General features: G+C 61.9%; 19 protein-coding genes. 5 read left to right on the plus strand and 14 right to left on the minus strand.

The window, feature by feature from the left end:
• Window positions 1-34 precede the first annotated feature (34 nt).
• Window positions 35-1,237, minus strand: a complete 1,203-nt coding sequence (locus FDM28_RS10635) for an ABC transporter substrate-binding protein (protein ID WP_138515111.1) — start codon at window positions 1,235-1,237, stop codon at window positions 35-37.
• A gap of 222 nt (window positions 1,238-1,459) precedes the next feature.
• Here FDM28_RS10635 and FDM28_RS10640 point away from each other — a divergent pair, with 222 nt between their 5' ends.
• Together FDM28_RS10640 and FDM28_RS10645 are read left to right on the plus strand one after the other, a co-directional pair.
• The gene (locus FDM28_RS10640) at window positions 1,460-2,290 is read left to right on the plus strand and encodes an IclR family transcriptional regulator domain-containing protein (RefSeq protein ID WP_138515112.1); all 831 of its coding nucleotides are present in this window, start codon (window positions 1,460-1,462) and stop codon (window positions 2,288-2,290) included.
• Window positions 2,291-2,301: 11 nt separating this feature from the next.
• Window positions 2,302-2,757 carry a hypothetical protein gene (locus FDM28_RS10645; protein WP_138515113.1) on the plus strand — a complete coding sequence of 152 codons (456 nt, stop codon included), beginning with the start codon at window positions 2,302-2,304 and terminating at the stop codon, window positions 2,755-2,757.
• On the opposite strand, the gene FDM28_RS18130 is transcribed toward FDM28_RS10645, so the two are convergent.
• Both FDM28_RS18130 and FDM28_RS10655 read right to left on the minus strand, forming a co-directional pair.
• Window positions 2,754-4,316: a methyl-accepting chemotaxis protein gene (locus FDM28_RS18130; protein ID WP_138515114.1), complete on the minus strand. Its 1,563-nt coding sequence runs from the start codon at window positions 4,314-4,316 to the stop codon at window positions 2,754-2,756. The genes FDM28_RS10645 and FDM28_RS18130 overlap by 4 nt on opposite strands.
• Before the next feature lie 175 nt (window positions 4,317-4,491).
• Entirely contained in the window at window positions 4,492-5,046 is a 555-nt protein-coding gene (locus tag FDM28_RS10655) for a PAS and helix-turn-helix domain-containing protein (protein WP_138515115.1), read from the minus strand.
• A 99-nt stretch (window positions 5,047-5,145) separates the two neighbouring features.
• Between FDM28_RS10655 and FDM28_RS10660 the strand changes: the two genes are divergently transcribed.
• From FDM28_RS10660 to FDM28_RS10670, 3 genes are all read left to right on the plus strand, one after another.
• A complete protein-coding gene (locus FDM28_RS10660) occupies window positions 5,146-5,853 on the plus strand; it encodes a CoA transferase subunit A (protein ID WP_138515116.1) in 708 nt (235 codons plus the stop codon).
• A gap of 33 nt (window positions 5,854-5,886) precedes the next feature.
• On the plus strand, window positions 5,887-6,525 hold the full coding sequence (locus tag FDM28_RS10665) for a 3-oxoacid CoA-transferase subunit B (protein WP_138515117.1): 639 nt from the start codon (window positions 5,887-5,889) through the stop codon (window positions 6,523-6,525).
• A gap of 77 nt (window positions 6,526-6,602) precedes the next feature.
• Complete coding sequence (locus tag FDM28_RS10670; protein WP_138515118.1) at window positions 6,603-7,067, plus strand: hypothetical protein; 465 nt, start codon at window positions 6,603-6,605, stop codon at window positions 7,065-7,067.
• Between the two features lie 69 nt (window positions 7,068-7,136).
• Here FDM28_RS10670 and FDM28_RS10675 read toward each other — a convergent pair whose 3' ends face one another.
• The 11 genes from FDM28_RS10675 to gabT all read right to left on the minus strand — a co-directional run bounded on the left by FDM28_RS10675 (window position 7,137) and on the right by gabT (window position 20,288).
• Entirely contained in the window at window positions 7,137-8,699 is a 1,563-nt protein-coding gene (locus FDM28_RS10675; RefSeq protein ID WP_138515119.1) for a DHA2 family efflux MFS transporter permease subunit, read from the minus strand.
• 6 nt (window positions 8,700-8,705) lie between these two features.
• Window positions 8,706-9,971, minus strand: a complete 1,266-nt coding sequence (locus FDM28_RS10680) for an HlyD/EmrA/EmrK family protein (protein WP_138515120.1) — start codon at window positions 9,969-9,971, stop codon at window positions 8,706-8,708.
• A 53-nt stretch (window positions 9,972-10,024) separates the two neighbouring features.
• Window positions 10,025-11,524: an efflux transporter outer membrane subunit gene (locus FDM28_RS10685; protein WP_138515121.1), complete on the minus strand. Its 1,500-nt coding sequence runs from the start codon at window positions 11,522-11,524 to the stop codon at window positions 10,025-10,027.
• A 7-nt stretch (window positions 11,525-11,531) separates the two neighbouring features.
• Window positions 11,532-12,041: a MarR family winged helix-turn-helix transcriptional regulator gene (locus FDM28_RS10690; RefSeq protein ID WP_240791971.1), complete on the minus strand. Its 510-nt coding sequence runs from the start codon at window positions 12,039-12,041 to the stop codon at window positions 11,532-11,534.
• 112 nt (window positions 12,042-12,153) lie between these two features.
• Window positions 12,154-13,626: an NAD-dependent succinate-semialdehyde dehydrogenase gene (locus FDM28_RS10695; RefSeq protein WP_138515122.1), complete on the minus strand. Its 1,473-nt coding sequence runs from the start codon at window positions 13,624-13,626 to the stop codon at window positions 12,154-12,156.
• A gap of 100 nt (window positions 13,627-13,726) precedes the next feature.
• On the minus strand, window positions 13,727-14,671 hold the full coding sequence (speB, locus tag FDM28_RS10700) for an agmatinase (RefSeq protein ID WP_138515123.1): 945 nt from the start codon (window positions 14,669-14,671) through the stop codon (window positions 13,727-13,729).
• 19 nt (window positions 14,672-14,690) lie between these two features.
• Entirely contained in the window at window positions 14,691-15,509 is an 819-nt protein-coding gene (locus FDM28_RS10705; protein ID WP_138515124.1) for an ABC transporter permease, read from the minus strand.
• An 11-nt stretch (window positions 15,510-15,520) separates the two neighbouring features.
• Window positions 15,521-16,762, minus strand: coding sequence for an ABC transporter permease (locus tag FDM28_RS10710; RefSeq protein ID WP_420853013.1), 1,242 nt, complete (start codon window positions 16,760-16,762; stop codon window positions 15,521-15,523).
• A 27-nt stretch (window positions 16,763-16,789) separates the two neighbouring features.
• The gene (locus tag FDM28_RS10715) at window positions 16,790-17,821 is read right to left on the minus strand and encodes an ABC transporter substrate-binding protein (protein WP_138515125.1); all 1,032 of its coding nucleotides are present in this window, start codon (window positions 17,819-17,821) and stop codon (window positions 16,790-16,792) included.
• A gap of 49 nt (window positions 17,822-17,870) precedes the next feature.
• On the minus strand, window positions 17,871-18,962 hold the full coding sequence (locus tag FDM28_RS10720; RefSeq protein WP_138515126.1) for an ABC transporter ATP-binding protein: 1,092 nt from the start codon (window positions 18,960-18,962) through the stop codon (window positions 17,871-17,873).
• 33 nt (window positions 18,963-18,995) lie between these two features.
• Window positions 18,996-20,288 carry a 4-aminobutyrate--2-oxoglutarate transaminase gene (gabT, locus tag FDM28_RS10725; RefSeq protein ID WP_138515127.1) on the minus strand — a complete coding sequence of 431 codons (1,293 nt, stop codon included), beginning with the start codon at window positions 20,286-20,288 and terminating at the stop codon, window positions 18,996-18,998.
• Between the last annotated feature and the right edge of the window lie 124 nt (window positions 20,289-20,412).

The following is a 20,412-nucleotide window of genomic DNA, read 5'->3' on the forward strand; positions in this document are numbered from 1 at the left end:
GCAGCGTGGCTGCGGGCCGGCGTGGCTGAGGCCATTACTTCTTGGCGGGGGCTGCGGGCTTGGCCGCTGCGGTAGCAGGTTTGTTCACCGCAATCGGGTTCAGGGGGGGCAGGGTGGCGACGACTTCCTGCTTGCCGTTTTTCACTTCCACCAGGAAGCTTTCGCGGTCCAGGTCGCCGTTCTGGTCAAAGGCCACGTTCATCAAAATGCCGGGTTCCTTGTCGGTGGTCACGACCAGGCTGTGCAGGGCGTTGGCCACGGCCTTGCGGTCCAGTTTGCCGACTTTTTCGATGGCGGCTTTGAGGGTGTAGATACCGGAGTAGCCCTTCATGCCGTTGTGGTCAGAGATGTATTTGTACTCACGCTCAAACTTGGCGCGGAAAGCGCGCACGGCGGGGATGGGGGCATCCACCGTCAGGCCCACGTGGGCCACCGCGCCGTTGGCCGCTTCGCCGGCCAACTCAATGACCTTTTGGCCGGTGAGGGTGGTCTCGCCGATGATGGGCTTGTTCCAGCCTTGCTTGCGCAGTTCGCGCAGGGCGCGGGCGGACTCTTCTTCATTTGTGTAGACGAACACGCCGTCGGCGTTGCTCTGCTTGGCCTTGAGCACGGCGGCGGAGAAATCCACCTGGCCGGCGTCGGTCGAGATTTCAGCAGCGATCTTGGTGCCAGAGGTGGCCAGCGCCTTCTTCACCATGTCCAGGCCGCCTTTGCCGAAATCGTTGTTCACGTAAATGATGGCAATGTTCTTGAGCTTGGCCTGCTCGCTCATGTAGCGGGCCACTTTCGGCATGGCGGTGGCTTGGGTGAAGCTGGTGCGGAAGATGTAGGGGTTGCCCTGCATGGTGATGCTGGCAGCTTCGCCACCGGTGAAGTTGGGGATTTCGGCGCGGCGGCTTTCCGCCATGGACACCATGATGGAGCCGGAGAACACGGGGCCGAAGATGGCGAACACGTCATCGTCCACCGCCTTTTGGGTCAGGCCCTTGGCCACGCCGGGGTTGGATTGGGTATCGGAGGTGATGGTCTGGATCTTCTTGCCCAAGACGCCGCCGGAGGCATTGATCTCTTTCACCGCCAGCTCCACGCCGTTTTTGAAGTTGGTACCGGCCGAAGCGCCACCGCCGGACAGCTCCACGATGTTGGCGATCTTGATGGTGTCTTGGCTAAATGCAGTGCTAGCGCCCATCAGCATTGCGCAGGCAGCTATCAATTTGAGAGTGTTCCGTTTTTGCATGACTCTTGTCTCCTGGTGGTGTGTGGTTGAGTTGCGGTGACCGCTTGTTCGCTAGTCGGACGAATAGGCTGGTTCGGAGCGAACTTTAGCGACTGGGATTGTGGAAAGAAAGCAGAAAAACCTAAATTTGAGCGTTCATCGTTCATTGTTGTTCGATAATCGTTTGTAACGCGGGTTAGTACTAGGCAGACCGCTTTTTCAGCCCTCCCCAGAATCGAGCCCATGTCTACTGAACTTGCCATCAGCCCCTTTGCACGTCTGCCTGTGCGCCCCCCGATTGCCGGCATTGACGCCCCTGCGCTCGACAAAAAGGATTGGATTGCCGGCCTGGAAAAAGGCCTGGGTTTGATTGAGGCCTTTGACGATGCCCACCCCCGCATGACGGCCAGCCAAGCCGGCGAACGCTGCGGCATGACCCGCACGGCGGCCCGGCGCTACCTGCTCACCCTGCAGTATTTGGGCTATGTGGCGGGGGACGGCAAGTTGTTCTGGCTCACGCCCCGGGTGCTGCGCATCGGCCAGTCTTACCTGGAGAGCGCCCGACTGCCGCGGGTGGTGCAGCCTTTTTTGCAGCGGGTGACCGCCGGCACCCAAGAGATTGCGTATGTGAGCGTGATGGATGGCGAGGAAATCGTCTACATCGCCCGCAATGGCAGCAACCGCACCATGAATACCGGCTATGTGCTGGGCTCGCGGGTGCAGGCGCAAGTGACTTCGGCGGGCATGCTGATCTTGGCCATGCGCGACCCGCAGTGGCTGGAGGACTGGATTCAGCAACACGAATTCAAAGCCTACACCTCGCACACCATTGCCAGCAAAGACCGCATGCGGGTGGAGCTGGCCCGCATCCGGCAGCAGGGCTGGGCGGTGTCGGAGCAGCAGCTGGAGCTCAACCACCGCGGTGTGGCCGTGCCGCTGATTGACCGGCATGGCGCTCTTTTGGGGGCACTCAATGTGACCATGCCCATGGGCAACGAGAGCACAGACGACGCGGTGCGTCGTGTGCTGCCCGTGCTGCAGGAAACCGCGCGGGCCATGCGGAATTTGATTTAGCCTTCAGCCCCATGAGCGACAAGCACTACCTTCCCTCCCACGAAGACACTAACCCCCGTACCGAAGCGGCCCTTGCCCGCCTGCGCAAAGCCATGGCAGACATAGAGGCCGAGATTGCGGCGCACCAGGGTGTGTACCCCTACAACCATGGTCGGGTCACCCAGTCGGAGTTGTGCCGTCGCGCGGATGTGAAAAAAGCCACCCTGCAAACCCCCTTGCACAAAGACACCACACGGGTGCAAATACTGGCGTGGTTGGATGGGGTGACGGCCGGCCTAGCAGGCACCCGCGACGCCACCCGAGACAAGGTGACCGCGGTGGCAGACGCGCTCCAAGCCGACGTAGAGCGCTTGACTGCCGAGCTGCAGACCGCGCTGCTCCAACTGGGTTTGGCGGAGCAGCAGGTCGAGGTGCTGGAGATGGAAAACGCCGAGCTGCGCGCCCGCTTGGGCGCTGGCCAGCCCTAGCGTAGTTTGAAGACGGACACCGCCTGCACCAGGTCGTTGGCCTGGCTGCGCATGCTGCTGGCGGCGGCCGCCATTTCTTCCACCAGGGCGGCGTTTTGCTGGGTGGCCTGGTCCATTTGCGTGACCGCCTCGCCCACTTGAGAGACGCCCGAGCTCTGCTCTTTGCTGGCCGAGCTGATCTCGCCCATGATGTCCGTTACCCGCTTGATGCTCTGCACCACGCCATCCATGGTGGCGCCGGCCTGATCGGCCAGGGTGCTGCCCCGTTCGATGCGCTCCACGCTGTCATTGATGAGGGTTTTGATTTCTTTAGCGGCCTCGGCAGAGCGGCCTGCCAGTGAGCGGACCTCGCTGGCCACCACTGCAAAACCCCGGCCTTGCTCGCCGGCACGTGCGGCCTCCACGGCGGCATTGAGCGCGAGGATATTGGTCTGGAAGGCAATGCCATCGATCACGCTGATGATGTCGGCAATCTTTTTGGAGCTATCGCTGATACCGCGCATGGTGCTCACCACCTCCAGCACCGCGCCACCGCCTTGCGTGGCCACGTGGGAGGCTTGCTGTGCCAGTTGGTTGGCTTGCTGCGCGTTGTCGGCGTTTTGCTTCACGGTGGAGGACAGCTCCTCCATGCTGGCAGCGGTTTCTTCCAGCGCACTGGCCTGGCTCTCGGTGCGGGCGGACAGGTCGTGGTTGCCCTGGGCAATTTCGGCACTCGCGGTGGAGACGGCATCTGCCCCCTCACGCACTGTCGACACCAGGCCTGTGAGGTTCTGGCGCATGCGCTCCAGCGAGGCCACCATGGCGGCAATTTCGTCTTTACCCTGAACATGCAGGGGTTTGGACAGGTCGCCCTCCGAAAACGCATCGGTCGCCAGTTTGGCTTCGGACAGCGGCTGGGTGATCGAGCGCCGGGTGGCTACGCCCATGAAGCCCGAGATGCCCAGCACCACAATGACCGCGATCAGTAGTGAGGTACGCAGTTGGCTGAATTCGGCTTTGGAGTTCGCCACACCCGCTTGCCCGATGCGGTTGGCTTCGTCGTTGAATTTGTCGATTTCGCCGACCAAGCGATCCAGCAGCGGCTGGCATTCCGCGTTGATTTTGGCAATCGCCGTGTTGCGCTGGCCGGTGGCGCCCAGTTGGGTAATGTCCAGGGCGACCGGGCCGTACAGTGCTTCGGTTTTGGCAATTGCGTCCAGGGCCGTCTGCAGTGCGGGGTCTTGGGGCTCCAGTTTGTCAACCGCCTCGTGCAACGCCTTGAGCTGCTTTTGCACATCGCCGTGTGCCTTTTCAATCAGGCCTTTGTTGAGTTGTATGCGCTCTTCCGAGGCGGCAATCACCAGGTTGCGGGCAAACACGGCGCGGGCGTTGGCCGCGTCCAGCACGTTTTCCCCCAGCCGCTGAATGACGTCGAGCTGGTCCACCTGTCGCTCGAAATTGGCTTGCGATTTGCTCAGTGCGCTCAGTGCAATGAATGCCACTGCCGCAACAGACAGGCCTAAAAACGTGAAGATAGAAGCCAGTCGCGCCTTGACGCTCCAACGGTTAAGAAATTCCACAGCTTGGGTCCTTCAGGGTTGTTCACGTAAAAACAAATCAGCCAACCCATTCTGACCCAGCATGGAGGGCATGGGTGTGTAATAAACCGGAAAATTCATGCCAATTACTACAAAGCAACCCGATTTACGCAATTCACGCGAATGCTCCGTGCGCCAGCACGCTGACGGCCCGGCCTCAACCTGCCATGAGTTTGTGCACCAGGTCGGCGGTGGTGGATGCCTTGTATTTGCGCATTAGGCGGGCGCGGTAGATTTCCACCGTGCGGTGGCTGATTTCTAGCGTTTTGCCGATTTGCTTGGAGGTTTGGCCCTGCATGAGGTAGGCCGCGACTTCCCGCTCGCGGGGGGTGAGTTCGGCACGCACCGGCCGCAGGGCGCTAAGGTCTTCAAAGGTCCAAATGCCGGCTTCGTGCGGGGCGCTCGGGTTCAGGGCCCGACCGCTCACATGGCACCAGAAGGTTTCGCCTTGGAAGCGGCCGGCCAGCCGTTTCATGATCCGGTCATCTGCATAGGTTCCATTGCGGTTCAGCAGGGGTGCCATGCGGGCACCCAGGCGCTCGAACTCGTCTGCGCTCGGGTACAGCACCTGAAACGACTGGCCCACCATCTGCTCCTTGCTGGCACCGAACATGTCGCACAGATGTTGGTTGCAATCGATCATGGTGCGGTTGCGGGACAGGGCGAGCCCCACGGGCGCGAGGTCGAAGGCTTGGCGGTAGTCAATGTCCATGCAGGTACGGGGGAGGGAAAGGCTTTACGGGGAACTACGTATGCAGTTACGTAGTATCGTAGCGCCCAGTTGTTTCTATCTACATAGGAGATACGCGCAGTGAACAAGATTTATCCCAGCGCCACCAAAGCGCTTGAAGGCATCATCCAGGACGGCCAGTTGCTCGGCGTGGGCGGCTTCGGCCTGTGCGGCATTCCCGAGGCCTTGATTGACGCGCTGCGCGACAGCGGCGCCAAGAACCTGACCGCCATTTCCAACAACGCTGGTGTCGACGGCTTTGGGCTAGGCAAGCTGCTGGAGACCCGCCAGATCAAAAAAATGATCAGCTCCTACGTGGGCGAAAACAAGGAATTCGAGCGCCAGTACCTTGCGGGCGAGCTGGAGCTGGAGTTCACCCCCCAGGGCACCTTGGCTGAAAAGCTGCGTGCGGGTGGCGCGGGCATTCCGGCTTTCTTTACCAAAACCGGTGTGGGCACCATCGTGGCCGACGGTAAGGAGCTGCGTGAGTTCGATGGCGAAACCTACGTCATGGAGCGCTCGCTGTTGCCCGATGTGTCGCTGGTCAAAGCGCACCGGGCGGACAAGTCGGGCAACCTGCAGTTCCGCTTCACCGCGCGTAACTTCAACCCCGCCGTGGCCATGGCCGGAAAAGTTTGCGTGGTCGAAGTGGAAGAAATTGTGGAAACCGGCGCCATCGCCCCGGATCAGGTGCACCTGCCCGGCATTTATGTGCACCGCATCGTGCTCAATGCCTCGCCCGAAAAGCGGATTGAGAAGCGCACGATCACTGAAAAGGCGGGCGTGTAAGCCCGCCGCCATCGAAATATCAGGAGCCTGAACATGAGCTGGAATCAAGACCAAATGGCCGCCCGTGCCGCCCACGAGTTGGAAGACGGGTTTTATGTGAACCTGGGCATCGGCATTCCCACACTCGTGGCCAACCACGTGCCCGCTGACAAGGAAGTGTGGCTGCAGTCCGAAAACGGCATGCTGGGCATTGGCCCTTTCCCCACCGAAGACGAGGTCGATGCCGACCTGATCAACGCCGGCAAGCAAACGGTGACCACCATCAAGGGCAGCAGCATCTTCGGCAGCCACGAGAGCTTTGCCATGATCCGCGGCGGCAAGATCAACCTGTCCATCCTGGGCGCCATGCAGGTGAGCGAAAAGGGCGACCTCGCCAACTGGATGATCCCCGGCAAGATGGTCAAGGGCATGGGCGGCGCGATGGACCTGGTGGCCGGCGTCAAGCGCGTGATCGTGCTGATGGAGCACGTGGCCAAGAAGAAAGACGGCACCGAAGACCTGAAGATTTTGCCGAACTGCACCCTGCCTTTGACGGGCGTGGGCGTGGTGGACCGCATCATCACCGACCTGGCGGTGATGGACGTCACCCCTGAAGGCCTGAAGCTGGTGGAGCTGGCCCCTGGTGTCACCCGCGAGGCGGTGCAGGCGAAAACGGGCGTTCCGCTGCTCTGAGCCGTGGTTTCTTGCAGGTAAGATGGCGCGCAATGTCCAACCCCGGGGAACCCATGTCCAGAGCGCTTAAATTTTTGATGTCCATCTACTTCGTGATCTTTGTGGCCACGGGAGCTTTCATGGTGTTGATCGTGAACGCCGATGAAAGCTCGCAACCCTGGATCTCCCTGCTGGTGCGCAACCATGCCATCGTGTACGCATGGCACCTGGGTTGCTGGATGGTGCTGGGTATGTTTACCAACTACTACTGGGATTTGTTCAATCTCGGCAAGGGCCTGGAATCCATGCAGGCGTTGCGCATCGGCTTGCCTTTGCTGGTGTCTCCCTTCGTGTTCATGCCGGTGTACAACTTGTGGCTGGCTTCCAGCTCGCAAAGCTACATGCTGTTTGCGGTGATTGCCATCCAGAGCGGCTTCTTCTGGCAAGCCTTGTTGACCAAGGTGGCGCCGCTGGACAAGTCGGCGTCTATTCCGTGGACGGTGAACAACGGTGTGAACCGCAATGTGCGGGCCAACGGATCGCAAGGTCCGGATTTGGGTTGATCTTCCACACATAAAAAAACGGGGCCTTGGCCCCGTTTTTTTCGTCTGTGCACCAGGGCGCTGGCCTGGTCAGTGTGCGCCTGCCGCAGCTCCGGCGGCTCCCGCACCGGCTTTGGCGGGCTTGGACAGCCACACCAGCGGGATCAAGGCCACAAAAATCAGGGCCGAGGCATAGAACACATCGTTAGCGGCCAGGGTGGCGGCCTGCTGGTCAATCATGCGATTGATCTGGCTGAAGGCCTGCTCGGTGCTCAGGCCCGCGCCGTTCAGCCCGGCTATCGCCTGGTTGGAGGCCACGCTGCCACGGTTGATCATCTCGGTGAGCTGGGCGTGGTGCAGGGTGGTGCGGTCCTGCCACACCGTGACCGAGATCGAGGTGCCAAAGGAGCCGAACAACACCCGGCAGAAGCTGCTCAGACCCGACGCCGAGGCAATCTTGTCCCCCGGCAAGCCCCCCAGAATGATGCTGGTGAGCGGAATGAAGAACAGCGCCAGCGCAATGCCCTGGATCAGCGTCGGGATCATCATGGTGTTGAAGTCCGACAGCGTGCTGAAGTGCGAGCGCATCCACAACACCAGGGCGAACACCAAAAACGCGATGGTGGCCAGCCGGCGGGTGTCGAACTTTGCGATGTTCTTGCCGATGATGGGCGAGAGAATGATCGCAAACAGCCCCACCGGTGCCATCAGCATGCCGGCCTGCGTCGCGGTGTAGCCCATAAAGCTCTGCAGCCACAGCGGTAGCAGCACGATGTTGCCCATGAACAGGCCATAGGCAATCGACATGGCCACGGTGCCGGTCAAAAAGTTGCGCACCTTGAAGAGCTTCAGGTCCACCACCGGGTGCTCATCGGTCAGTTCCCACACGATCAAAAAGGCGAAGGCGACCACCGAGAGCGCGGTCAGCGCAATGATTTGGTTGGAGTGGAACCAGTCCAGCTCCTTGCCCAAGTCCAGCATCATTTGAATCGCGGTCACGGCAATCACCAGCAAGGCCAGGCCGACGGTATCGATGGGCAGTTTGCGCGTCTGGGTTTCCCGCTTGTGGAAGATGGTCCAGGTGATAAATCCGGCCACGATCCCGATGGGCACGTTGATGAAGAAGATCCACCCCCAGTGCGCGTTGTCGGTGATCCAGCCGCCCAGCAGCGGGCCCATCACGGGCGCCACCAGCGTGGTCATGGCCCAGAGTGCCATCGCCAAGCCCGCAAGGGCCGGCGGGTAGCTGGAGAGCAGCAGTGTCTGGGCCAACGGCATCATGGGGCCGGCCACAAAGCCTTGCAGGGCGCGGGCACCAATCAGAAAGGGCATGTTGGGCGCAATGCCGCACAACCAGCTGGACAGCACAAACAGCAGCACGCTGGTCACGAACAGGCGCACCTGGCCGAAGCGTTGTGAGAGCCAGCCGGTCAACGGCAAGGCAATGGCGTTGGCCACACCGAAGCTGGTGATGACCCAGGTGCCCTGGCTGGAGCTGACACCGAGGTCGCCGGCAATGGCGGGCAAGGACACGTTGGCAATGGAGGAGTCCAGCACGTTCATGAACGTGGCGGCTGACAGTGCAATCGTGCCCCACAGGCGCGCCGACCCTTGCAAGGGCGCGGGCGCAGTGTAGGCGGCGGGGGCGCTCATACGTTCTTACACACCTGCGCCGGTTTTGGCGGTGGCGTGCGCATTGGGCTTGGCACCGCGGCCGAGGTTGGCGGCAATCACCTTGCGCACTTCGTTATTGGCCTGCTGGTCCAGCACGGTGTACACATCGGTTTGGGTGGCGGAGGCGGTGCGGGGTGCATCGGCCAGGGACTTACCGCTCTGGTCGGTGACGTCCACGGTGGCTTCCATGGAGAGGCCCACACGCAGCGGGTTCTGGGCGAGCTGCTCGGCATCCAGCGTCACGCGCACGGGCACGCGTTGCACCACCTTGATCCAGTTGCCGGTGGCGTTTTGGGCAGGTAAGAGCGAGAAGGCCGCGCCGGTACCGGCACCCAGGCCGGCCACGGTGCCTTTGTATTCCATCTTTTTGCCGTAGAGGTCGGCGGTCAGCTTCACGGGTTGGCCGATGCGGATGTTACGCAGCTGCACTTCCTTGAAGTTGGCGTCCACCCACACCTGGTTGAGCGGGATGATGGACATCAGCGGGGCGCCGGCGGCTACGCGCTGGCCCAGCTGTACGGTGCGCTTGGCTACATAGCCGTCCACGGGCGCGGGCAGCTCAGCGCGGTGCAGCGCCAGAAAGGCCTCGCGCACTTTGGCGGATGCGGCAACCACGCTGGGGTGACCTTCCACATTGGTGCCTTCGGTCAGCGTCTGGTTGCTGGAGAGCTGCTCGCGCGCAGCCGCCACACCGGCTTGGGCTGCGGCCAAGGCGTTTTGGGCCGCGGTGAGTTGGGACTTGGCGTGGTTGAGCTCTTCCTTGGACACGGCGCCATTGCCGGCCAGGGCCTGGCGGCGGTTCAGGTCGTCGGTAGCGCGGGCGATGTCGGTTTGCGCGCGGGCGATGTCGGACTCACGCAGCGTGACTTGGGCGGACAAGCTGCCGTTGTTGGCATACAGGGTGCGGACTTGACGCACCGCTTGCGCCAGGTTGGCCTCAGCTTGGTCGAGCGCAACTTTGGCATCCGCCGGGTCCAGCTTCACCAGCGCCTGGCCGGCTTTCACGAAGTCGGTGTCGTCAGCCAGGATGGCCGTGACGGTGCCGCCCACTTGGGGGGTGATCTGGATCACGTTACCCTGTACATAGGCGTTGTCGGTTTCTTCGGAATGGCGCGCGCCGTAGTATTCAAAACCGCCATAGGCCAAGCCCAGCAGTACGACGATGGAGAGAACAGTCAGGGCTTTTTTGCGTGCGGGATTGCCGGATGGAGCAACGGTAGGGGTAACAGTGGAGGTGGAAGAAGTGCTCATGGTGTTTCTTTCAATCAGGTTCAGTGCGAGTTAGGTGGGGCCGTGGTCAGTGCTTAGCGGACTACGGTGTCGCTCGTCGGTGCGGCGGCCGAGGTGGTGTCGGTGTCGGTAAAGCCGCCACCCAGTGCGCGGATCAGCTGGATCTGGGTGTCTACGCTGCGGGCCGCCAGGTCCACGGCCAACTTGCGCTGGGCCAGCACGGCGGTCTCGGCGTTGAGCACGTTCAGGTAGTTGCCCAAGCCTGCCTCGTAGCGTTGCACGGCAATGGCGTAGGCGCTTTCGGCGGATCGCTGCGCGGCTTTTTGCTCGGCCTGCTGGCGTTCAATCGATTGGGTGGATGCCAGCTGGTCTGCAACGTCGCGCACGGCGTCCGCCACAGCGGCGTTGTAGGTCTCAATGGCGGCATCCAGATCCGCTGCCTTGCCTTTGAGGTTGGCGCGCAGGCGGCCACCTTCAAACAGTGGCAGGCGGATGGCCGGGCCCACGCCCCATTGGGCGCTGCTGCTTTGCACCAGCTTGTCAAAGCCGATGCTTGAGAAGCCGGCAAACGCGGTCAGGTTGATGTTGGGGTAGAACAGAGTTTTGGCGTTGTCCACATCGCGGGTCGCAGCTTCGACGCGCCAGCGGGCGGCGACCACGTCGGCGCGCCGGCCCAACAAGTCCATGGGCACGGCTTTTACCTTGGTTTGTGCAGCTGCTACGGAATTGATAGCTGCCGGCGCACGGTTGGTGAGCGCCAGGCCTCCATTTTGTTGTCCGGTCAAGGCGGCGAGGGCGTTGGTGAGCAGGGCTTCCTGCTCTTTGAGGGCCTCGATCTGGAAGCGGGCATCGGGCAGGGCGCTCTCGCTTTGTTGGAGCTCGAGTTGGGTGTCCAGGCCGGCTTGGAGGCGGTCTTTCACGAGTTGTTGGGTTTGCTGGCGCTGGGCGAGGGTGCGCTGAGCAACTTCAAGCTGGCCCTGCACCCGCAGCCACTGGAAGTAGCTGCGTGCCACATTGCTGGCCAGCATCATGCGGGCGGCCTGGGCGTCGGCTTGAGCAGCACGGCTTTGGCCGATGGCAGCATCCAGCGCAGCGCGGTTTTTGCCGAATAGGTCCAGCTCCCAGCTGCCAGTGGCTTGCAGCGTGGCAATCTCGCGCTCGCTGCCGGCGATCGGCGCGGGCACCAGGCCGTTGCGGGTGTAGAGCTGGTGGGTGGCATCCAGCCCGGCGTTCAATTGCGGCGCGCTGGCGGCATTGGCGTTATCGATTCCTGCTTGCACACGCTGCACACGTGCCTGGGCCACGCGCAGGTTGGGGTTGTTGGCCAGGGCTTGGGCGACCAGCTGGTTGAGTTGCTCATCGCCGTAGGCTTTCCACCACTGGCTGTCCAGCGCCACGCTGTCCGCAGGAATGGCTTGGGTGGACAAGCCGGCTTGCTGCGCAGCAACCGGCTTGGCCTGCGAAAAGATGCCCGAGAAGTTGGCACACGCGCTCAAAGACGCAATGGCCACCGCGCTGAGCGCAAAACGGCTCCAGCGCAGTGCTTGTGAAGTGGAGAAGATGGTGTCTTGCATGGGGTGCTTAGCGGTCGGTAGAGGGGGTGTCGGCAGCGGCGTTGTTGGCTGCCTTGATGCGTTGGGCGTTATCCAGAATGCGGCGCAGGTAGCCCTTGAGGTTCTCGAACTCTTCAGTGCTGAAACCTTCGAGGTGGGTGTTTTGCACCTCGCACAGCACCTGGGGGATGTCGGCTGCGGCTTGCGTGCCGGCAGGGGTGAGCTGGATGTTGACCACCCGGCGGTCTTGCTCGGAGCGCACGCGCTGGACCAGGCCTTTGGCCTCCATGCGGTCCAGCAGGCGGGTGGTGGCGCCATTGTCGAGCTCGCAGGCGCGGGCCAGTTCGGCCACTGTCGAGGCCTGCTTGTTGTACAGCTTGAAGAGCGGAATCCACTGCGCGTTGGTCAGGTCGGTGTGGGCGAGCTGATGCTCCACCGACTGGGCCACGTGTGAAAGGATGCTGCGCATCAGGTAGCCGACGCTGTCTTCCGGCCGGTAGCTGTCGGGGCGGTAAAACGAAGGGGCAATGTGTTGCATGGCCCGAATATTAGTTGCCTAAGCAAATATTGTCAAGGCTGATATTGCATGAGCAATGGAATGAGCAAAAAAAGCCGGCCCAAGCCGGCTTTCCAGGCATGCGGGTGCAGGCTTATTTCAGGATGTCGCCCAGGCAGAGGTACTTGACCTCGATGTAGTCGTCCATGCCGAAGTGCGAGCCCTCGCGGCCGAGGCCCGATTGTTTGACGCCGCCGAAAGGCACGTGCTCTGTAGCCAGAATGCCCACGTTCACACCCACCATGCCGTACTCCAGCGCTTCGCCCACGCGGTAGATGCGGCCGATGTCTCGGCTGTAGAAATAGCTGGCCAGGCCGAACTCGGTGTTGTTCGCTGCGTCAATGGCTTCCTGCTCGGATTGAAATTTGAACACCGGGGCAAAGGGGCCGAAGGTTTCTTCGCGTGCGCACAGCATGTCGGCAGTAGCGCCGGAGACCACGGTAGGCTCGAAGAACTGGCCTTGCAGGGCGTTACCGCCGGTTTCCACTTTGCCGCCTTTGGCCACTGCATCTGCTACGTGGCGTTTGACCTTCTCGATGGCGGCATCTTCGATCAGTGGGCCTTGCACCACGCCGTCTTCAAAGCCGTTGCCGACCTTCATGGCTTTGACCTTGGCGCTGAATTTGGCGACGAACTGGTCGTACACGCCGGCCTGCACATAGAAGCGGTTGGCGCACACGCAGGTCTGGCCGGCGTTGCGGTACTTGCTGGCCAGAGCGCCTTCGACCGCAGAGTCCACATCGGCGTCGTCGAACACGATGAAGGGCGCATTACCACCCAATTCCAGCGACAGCTTTTTGACCGTAGGCGCGCTTTGCGCCATCAGGATGCGGCCGACTTCGGTGGAGCCGGTAAAGCTCAGGTGGCGCACCACATCGCTGGCGCAAATGACCTTGCCCACAGCGATGGACTGGTCGCTGTCGGCGGTGATCATGTTGAGCACACCGGCCGGAATGCCGGCGCGGATGGCCAACTCGGCGGCTGCCAGCGCCGTCAGGGGCGTCAGCTCAGCGGGCTTAATGATCACGGGGCAACCGGCGGCAAGCGCAGGCGCCACCTTGCGGGTGATCATGGCTAGCGGGAAGTTCCAGGGCGTGATGGCTGCGCACACGCCGATGGGCTGCTTGATGACCATGAGGCGGCGGTTGTTGTCAAACTGGGGCAGGGTCTCGCCGTTGACGCGCTTTGCTTCTTCGGCAAACCACTCCACAAAGCTGGCGCCATAGGCAATTTCGCCTTTGGCCTCGGCAAAAGGCTTGCCTTGCTCGGCGGTCATGATGCGGGCCAGGTCTTCCTGGTTGGCCATCAGCAAATCAAACCACTTGCGCAGGATGATGCTGCGTTCTTTGGCGGTCTTGGCTTTCCACGCGGGCCAGGCGGCGTTGGCGGCGGCGATGGCGGCTTCTGCGTCTGCCGCCCCCAGGTTGGCCACATCGGCCAAGTGCTGGCCATTGGACGGATCGGTCACGGCAAAGCGGCTGGTACCTGCGACCCATTGGCCGTTGATGAGCGCATCGGTCTTGAGCAGGCTGGGGTCTTTCAAGAGGGAAAGCGGCGATGTGGACATGGTGTCTCCTCAATATTCAAACAAAATGGGCTGCTAGCGCTCGTGGAATAAGCGCAAGCAGCTATAAAAACAGTAGCAGTTACGGGTGCGGCATTTGCATTCAGCGCACCGGCACCCCGGGTAGCACACACAGCATCTCGTACAACAGGTTGGCCCCCAGCAGGGCGGTGTTGCCCGTGGTGTCATAAGGCGGTGATACCTCCACCAAGTCTGCCCCAACGATATTAAGCCCACGGCAACCCCGGATGATTTCCAGCGCTTGCGGCACGGTGAGCCCGCCGATTTCCGGCGTGCCGGTGCCGCCGGCGTAGGCAGGGTCGATACCGTCAATGTCAAAGCTCAGGTAGCAGGGAGTGTTGCCCACCCGCTGGCGCACTTGCTCCATCACGGGGGCCAAGGACTGGTGCCACACCTCGTGGGCGGGTACCAGCGTAAAGCCTTGGCGGCACGGCCAATCGAAATCATCGGCCGCGTAGCCGGTGCCGCGCAAGCCAATCTGGGTGACCTTGCTGCAATCGAGCAGGCCCTCTTCCACAGCGCGGCGGAAGGGAGTGCCGTGCGCAATGCGCTCGCCGAACATGTCTTCATTCACGTCGGCATGCGCATCCACATGCACCATCGCCACCGGTCCGTGTTGGGCGGCCATGGCCCGCAGAATGGGTAGCGCAATGGTGTGGTCACCGCCCAGAGTAAGGGGTATGCAGCCGTGGCCCAGCACCTCGGCGTAATAGGCGGTGATGATGTCGACTGATTTCAACAACGAGTAGGTATTGATGGGCACATCGCCCAGATCCGCCACTTGCAGGGCATCAAACGGCGCAGCACCGGTGGCCATGTTGTAGGGGCGCAGCAGGCAGGATTCCGCGCGGATCTGGCGCGGGCCAAAGCGCGCACCCGGGCGGTGGCTGGTACCTATGTCCAGCGGCACACCGATGAAAGCAGCATCCAGCCCTCGGGCGGATGTGGCGACCGGCAGGCGCATCATGCTGGCGATGCCGCCGAAGCGCGGCATGGCGTTGCCGGAGAGAGGTTGGTTCAAATCCATAGGGGAGCGGGGTTCAGGGTCAGGCTTTGCGGCCGCGCAGCCATTCCAGCACCAGCAACATGGTGGTGGTGAACAGGATCAACAAGGTGGCCACCGCTGCAATCGTGGGCGAGATGTTTTCGCGGATGCCGGTGAACATCTGGCGCGGCAGGGTGGTCTGCTCGGCGCCAGCCAAGAAGAGAGTGACCACCACTTCGTCAAACGAAGTGGCAAAGGCGAACAACGCACCCGAAATCACGCCAGGCGCAATCACCGGCAGGGTCACACGCATGAAGGTCCTAAAAGGCGTCTCGCCCAGGCTGAGCGAGGCGCGCACCAGGTTGTGGTTGAAGTTGGCCAGTGTGGCGAGCACGGTGGTCAGCACAAAGGGGGCGCCCATGGCAGCGTGCACGGCAATCAGGCCCACATAGCTGTCGCTCAGACCCAAGGGGGCGAAATACAAGTAGGTGGCTACGCCGATCACGATCACCGGCACCACCATGGGGGCGATCAGGAATGCCATCAGCAGGCCCTTGAAGCGAAATTCGGTGCGGGTCAGGCCCACGGCAGCCAAGGTGCCCAGGACCGTCGCAATCACCGTAGCGGCGGGCGCCACGATGAAACTGTTGCGCATGGCGTTGGACCACTCGGGCGCGGTGAACAAGTGGCTATACCACTTGGTCGACCAGCCGGGGATGGGGTAGGTCAGGAATGAGCTGCTGGAAAACGACAGCGGAATGATGGCCAGGATGGGCGCAAGCAAGTAGCCCAGTACCAGCACACACACAATGCGCAGCAGCCACCAACCGGCCTTGTCGGCCAGCGTGAAGTAGAGGGGAAATTCAGGCAGTTTGAACATGGGTGTCTTTCTTATGCCAAGGCCAGGTCGGTCTTGCCGATGCGGCGGTACACGGCATACAGCACCAGGGTGGTGACCAGCAGCAAGGCACCCAGCGCGCAGGCCATGCCCCAGTTGACTTCGACGTTGGTGTAGCGGGCGATGTAGTAGCTCAGCATCTGGTCATCCGCGCCACCCAAGAGGGCTGGCGTGATGTAGTAGCCAATGGCCAGAATGAACACCAGCAGCGCGCCGGCACCCACACCCGGGAAGGTTTGCGGCACATACACCCGCACAAAGGCCGCCAGCGGGGCACTGCCCAGCGACACGGCAGCACGCACATAGGTGGGGGGTACGCTCTTCATGACGCTGTACAGCGGCAGGATCATGAAAGGCAGCAGGATGTGCACCATGGAGATGATGACGCCAGTGCGGTTGAACAGCAGCGCCAGCGGTTCGCTGATGGCGCCTATGCCCAGCAGCGCGCCGTTGACCAGCCCTTCGGACTGCAGCAACACAATCCACGCCGCCACCCGAACCAGGATGGAGGTCCAAAAGGGCACCAGCACCAGAATCATCAGCACATTGGCTTTGCGCTCCGGCAAAGTGGAGAGCCAGTAGGCCAGCGGGTAGGCCAGCACCAGGCACAGCAGGGTGACCACAAAGCTGATCTGGAAGGTGCGCACCAGAATACCGCTATAGGCACGCTGCTCTTCGGGCATGCGCTCAATATGGCCATTGGCGTCGCGTTTCAGGTCCACCGAGGCCAGCAGGTAGTCCGGGGTCCAGCGCGAGCCATTCTTGGCGATCGCCTGCCAGAATTCGGGCTCCGCCCAGCGGGCATCTTTGTCCAGCAGCTGCTGGCGCACGGCTTCGGCATCGCCCTCGATGGGCAGGGCCTTGTAAGCGCCCATGATGAGCGAGCGGGCGCCTGGGGCTTCTGTGTTCAGGCGGCGTGCCAAGGCACCGGCATCGGCGGTGTCAGGCAGCTGCGACAAATCTTTGACCAAGGCGGCGTAGGCCGCAGCTTGGGGAGGGGATTGCCGGTCCCAGCCGGCCAAGGCGTCTACCGTGGTGGGCAGGGCCTTGGCGACTTCGGGGTTTTCCACTGCGCGCATCAACAGCGCAGCAATGGGAACCAGCAGAGTCAGGAGCAAAAACACCAGCAAGGGCAGTGTCAGGCTGAAAGCCCGCCATTTGCGGCGGGACTCCGCACGGGAGAGTGCCGCACGAAGATCGCCCGGGGGCTGGATGGCACTGGCTTGCATGGACATGGGTTCAGGCTCCTGACGGTCTACGGATTACTGGGTGGCCCAAGCAGCAAAGCGCTTTTCCAGAGCTTCGCCCTGGTCAGCCCAGAAAGTGGTGTTGAACTGCAAGGCTTCCTTGGCGTTCTTCTCGGAAGTGGGCAGGTCACCCAGCACCTTCTTGTCCAACTTGGCGAGGGCCTTCTTGTTGGTGGGGCCGTAGGCGATGTTTTGGGCGTACACGGCTTGGTTCTCAGGCTTCATGGCGAAGTTCAGGAACTTGTAGGCGGCGTCCTTCTTGGCGGTGCCTTTGGGGATGACCCAGTAGTCCAGGTCATAAATGCCACCGGGCCAGTAGATTTGCAGGTTGCGGCCTTCGCGGTTGGCGGCGTCAATGCGGCCGTTGTACACGGTGGACAAGACCACGTCACCAGCGACCAGGAACTGGGGCGCTTGGGCGCCGGCTTCCCACCATTGGATGTTGGGCTTGAGGGCGGTCAGTTTCTTGAAGGCGCGCTCGGCACCGTCTTTGGTGGCCAAGACTTTGTAAACGTCGGCGGGCTTCACACCGTCGGCCAGCAAGGCGAATTCGAGGTTGTAGCGGGCGCCCTTGCGCATGCCGCGCTTGCCGGGGATCTTGTTGGTGTCAAAGAAGTCGGCCCAGCTGGTGGGGGCTTTCTTCAGCTTGTCGCCGTTGTAGGCCATCACGGTGGACCACACAAACACGCCCACACCGCACTCATGCACGGCGGAAGGCAACAGGTCGGCCTTGGGGGCAATCTTGCTGTAGTCCAGCTTTTCAAACAGGCCTTCGTCGCAGCCACGGGCCACGTCGGGGGATTCGACTTCCACCAGGTCCCAGGTCACGTTCTTGGTTTCCACCATGGCCTTAATCTTGGCTTGCTCACCGTTGTATTCCACCGCAGTGACTTTGATGCCTTCTTTGGCGACCGGCTCGTAGTACGCAACCTTTTGGGCATTGGCATTGGCACCACCGAAGTTCACCACGGTGATGGCTTCTTGGGCGTGAACATTCATCGCAAAGCATGCAGCAACAGATGCACAAGCGATCAGGCTTTTTTTCATGGAGAAATTTCCTTAAGTGGTTGAGGGAAGGACAGGGGAGAGAAAACGCTCACAACGCATAAATGCGCGTGAACGCAGGGGGGAATTCCAGATGCACGGTGGCGCCCATGGTGGGGGGCGTCAGTGCGCACGGGTGTGTCAGAGGCAGCTTCACAGTCGCTTGTGCTTGGCCTGCCCCCAGCTCGCATTGCAGGCGCACGTGGTCGCCGTAATACACAATGCCGGCCACTTGGGCAGGCACGGTGTTGGGCGCGCCTGGCTGCAGATGCAGTGCAATACGCTCGGGGCGTACACAGGCTTCTACCCGGGCGCCAAGGTCTCCGTCGTTGACGTTGATGCCCTGCAGCGTGATGCCGTTGCCGGTGGCAATGCCGGGCGCGTCTGCCGTGCCACCCAGGGTGCCGCGCAGCACGGTGCTGTCGCCCACAAAACCGGCCACAAAGCGGTTGCTGGGAGTCTCGTACAGGCTTTGGGCATCGGCCAGCTGCTGAATCACGCCTTCGTTGAACACCGCCACCCGGTCGCTCATGGTCAGGGCTTCGCCCTGGTCGTGGGTCACGTACACAAAGGTCACGCCCAGTTGACGGTGCAACTCTTTGAGTTCGAGCTGCATATGTTCGCGCAGCTGTTTGTCCAGCGCGCCCAAGGGCTCGTCCATGAGCACCAGTTGGGGTTCGAACACCAGCGCACGCGCCAAAGCCACACGCTGCTGCTGGCCGCCCGAGAGGCGGGTGGGCAGGCGCTCGCCCATGCCGGTCAAGCGCACCATGTCCAGCGCCTTTTGCACGCGCTTGGCTTGCTCGTCTTTGGGCACTTTGCGCACGGTGAGCGGGTAGGCCACGTTCTGTTCCACCGTCATGTGGGGGAACAGCGCGTAGTTTTGGAACACCATGCCGAAGTTGCGCTTGTGGGGCGGGGTGCGGGTGATCTGCTTGCCGTCGAGCAGGATGTCGCCTGCCGTAGGGGACTCGAACCCGGCCAGCATCATCAGGGTGGTGGTTTTGCCCGAGCCCGAGGGTCCGAGCAGGCTGAGGAATTCACCGCGCTGGATATCGAGGTTCAGCTCCCGCACCACCAGCTGTTCGCCGTCGTACGTTTTTTGTACGCCGCTAAAGCGCACCAAGGGTTCAGTAGAGGACATGTGTTCTTCGAGAAGCAGATTCAAAAGAGGCGATCAGGCCACGGCTGCGAAGCTGTCGGCCAGAATGGCCAAGCCTTCTTCCAGCAGCGCGTCGGGCGCGGTCAATGGCACCAGGATGCGGATCACGTTGCCGTAGGTACCGCAGGACAGCAGGATCAGTCCGCGGCGTGCAGCTTCTGTGACCACCTTCTTGGTCAATGCGGCGTCGGGGCGGTGCACATCGCCCCCTTCAAACAACTCAATGGCGACCATGGCGCCTAGGCCGCGCACATCACCGATGGCAGGCACTTTGGTGGCAATCGCCTTGAGCTTTTCAACCAGGAAGGCGCCCATGTCTTTGCTGCGCTGCAGGAGTTTTTCTTCTTCAAAGGCCTTGATCACGGCCAGGGCTGCGGCGCACGCTACCGGGCTGCCTGCATAAGTGCCGCCCAGGCCACCGGCCGCGGGGGCGTCAATCACGTCCGCACGGCCGACCACGCCGGAGAGGGGGAAGCCACCGGCCAAAGACTTGGCGGTGGTAATCAAATCAGGAGCCACGGGCCACTGCTCGCAAGCGAACCAGGTACCGGTGCGGCCTGCGCCGGTTTGCACTTCGTCGGCAATCAGCAAGATGCCATATTGGTCGGCCAGGGCTTTGAGGCCGGAGATGAATTCGGGTGGCGCCACATAGAAGCCGCCCTCACCTTGCACCGGCTCCACGATGAAGGCCGCCACACGCTCGGGCTCCACGTCGTTCTTGAAAATCAGCTCCACCGAGTGCAGTGCATCTGCCACGCTCACGCCGTGCAATTCGTTGGGGAACAGGGCGTGAAACACTTCGCCGGGGAAGGGCCCGAAGCCCAGCTTGTAGGGCGCCACTTTGCCGGTCAGGCCCAGGGTGAAGTTGGTGCGGCCGTGGTAGCCGCCGGTGAAAGCGATCACACCGGGGCGCTTGGTGTAAGCGCGGGCGATCTTGATGGCGTTTTCCACGGCTTCGGCGCCGGTAGTCAGCAGCAGGCTCTTTTTGGCAAAGTTGCCGGGTGCCATGGCGTTGAGGCGCTCGCACACTTCCACATAGGGTTCATAGGCGATCACCTGGAAGCAGGTGTGTGTATACAGGTCGAGCTGGGCCTTGACGGCTTCAATCACCTGGGGGTGCAGGTGGCCGGTGTTGAGCACGGCAATGCCGCCGGCGAAGTCGATGAAGCGGCGGCCTTCCACATCCCAGAACTCGGAGTTACGGGCGTTCTTGATGAAAATCTCGTGGGCCTGGCCGACGCCGCGTGCAACGGCAGATTGGCGGCGGGCGTACAGGGCGGCATTGAGAACTTGGCGGTCGGCTTGCATAAGGTAGTCCGGTGTTGTTGAACGGGTGGCGGAACTATAGAAAGCGTGCACACAAACAACCATGTACACAATGATGAAAGTTTCGAGACACTGTGCAGGTCTAAAATCCTGTACACAGTTTCCC

The organism is Rhodoferax bucti (genome assembly GCF_005876985.1).
In the GTDB taxonomy this organism is placed as follows: Bacteria; Pseudomonadota; Gammaproteobacteria; order Burkholderiales; family Burkholderiaceae_C; genus Allorhodoferax; species Allorhodoferax bucti.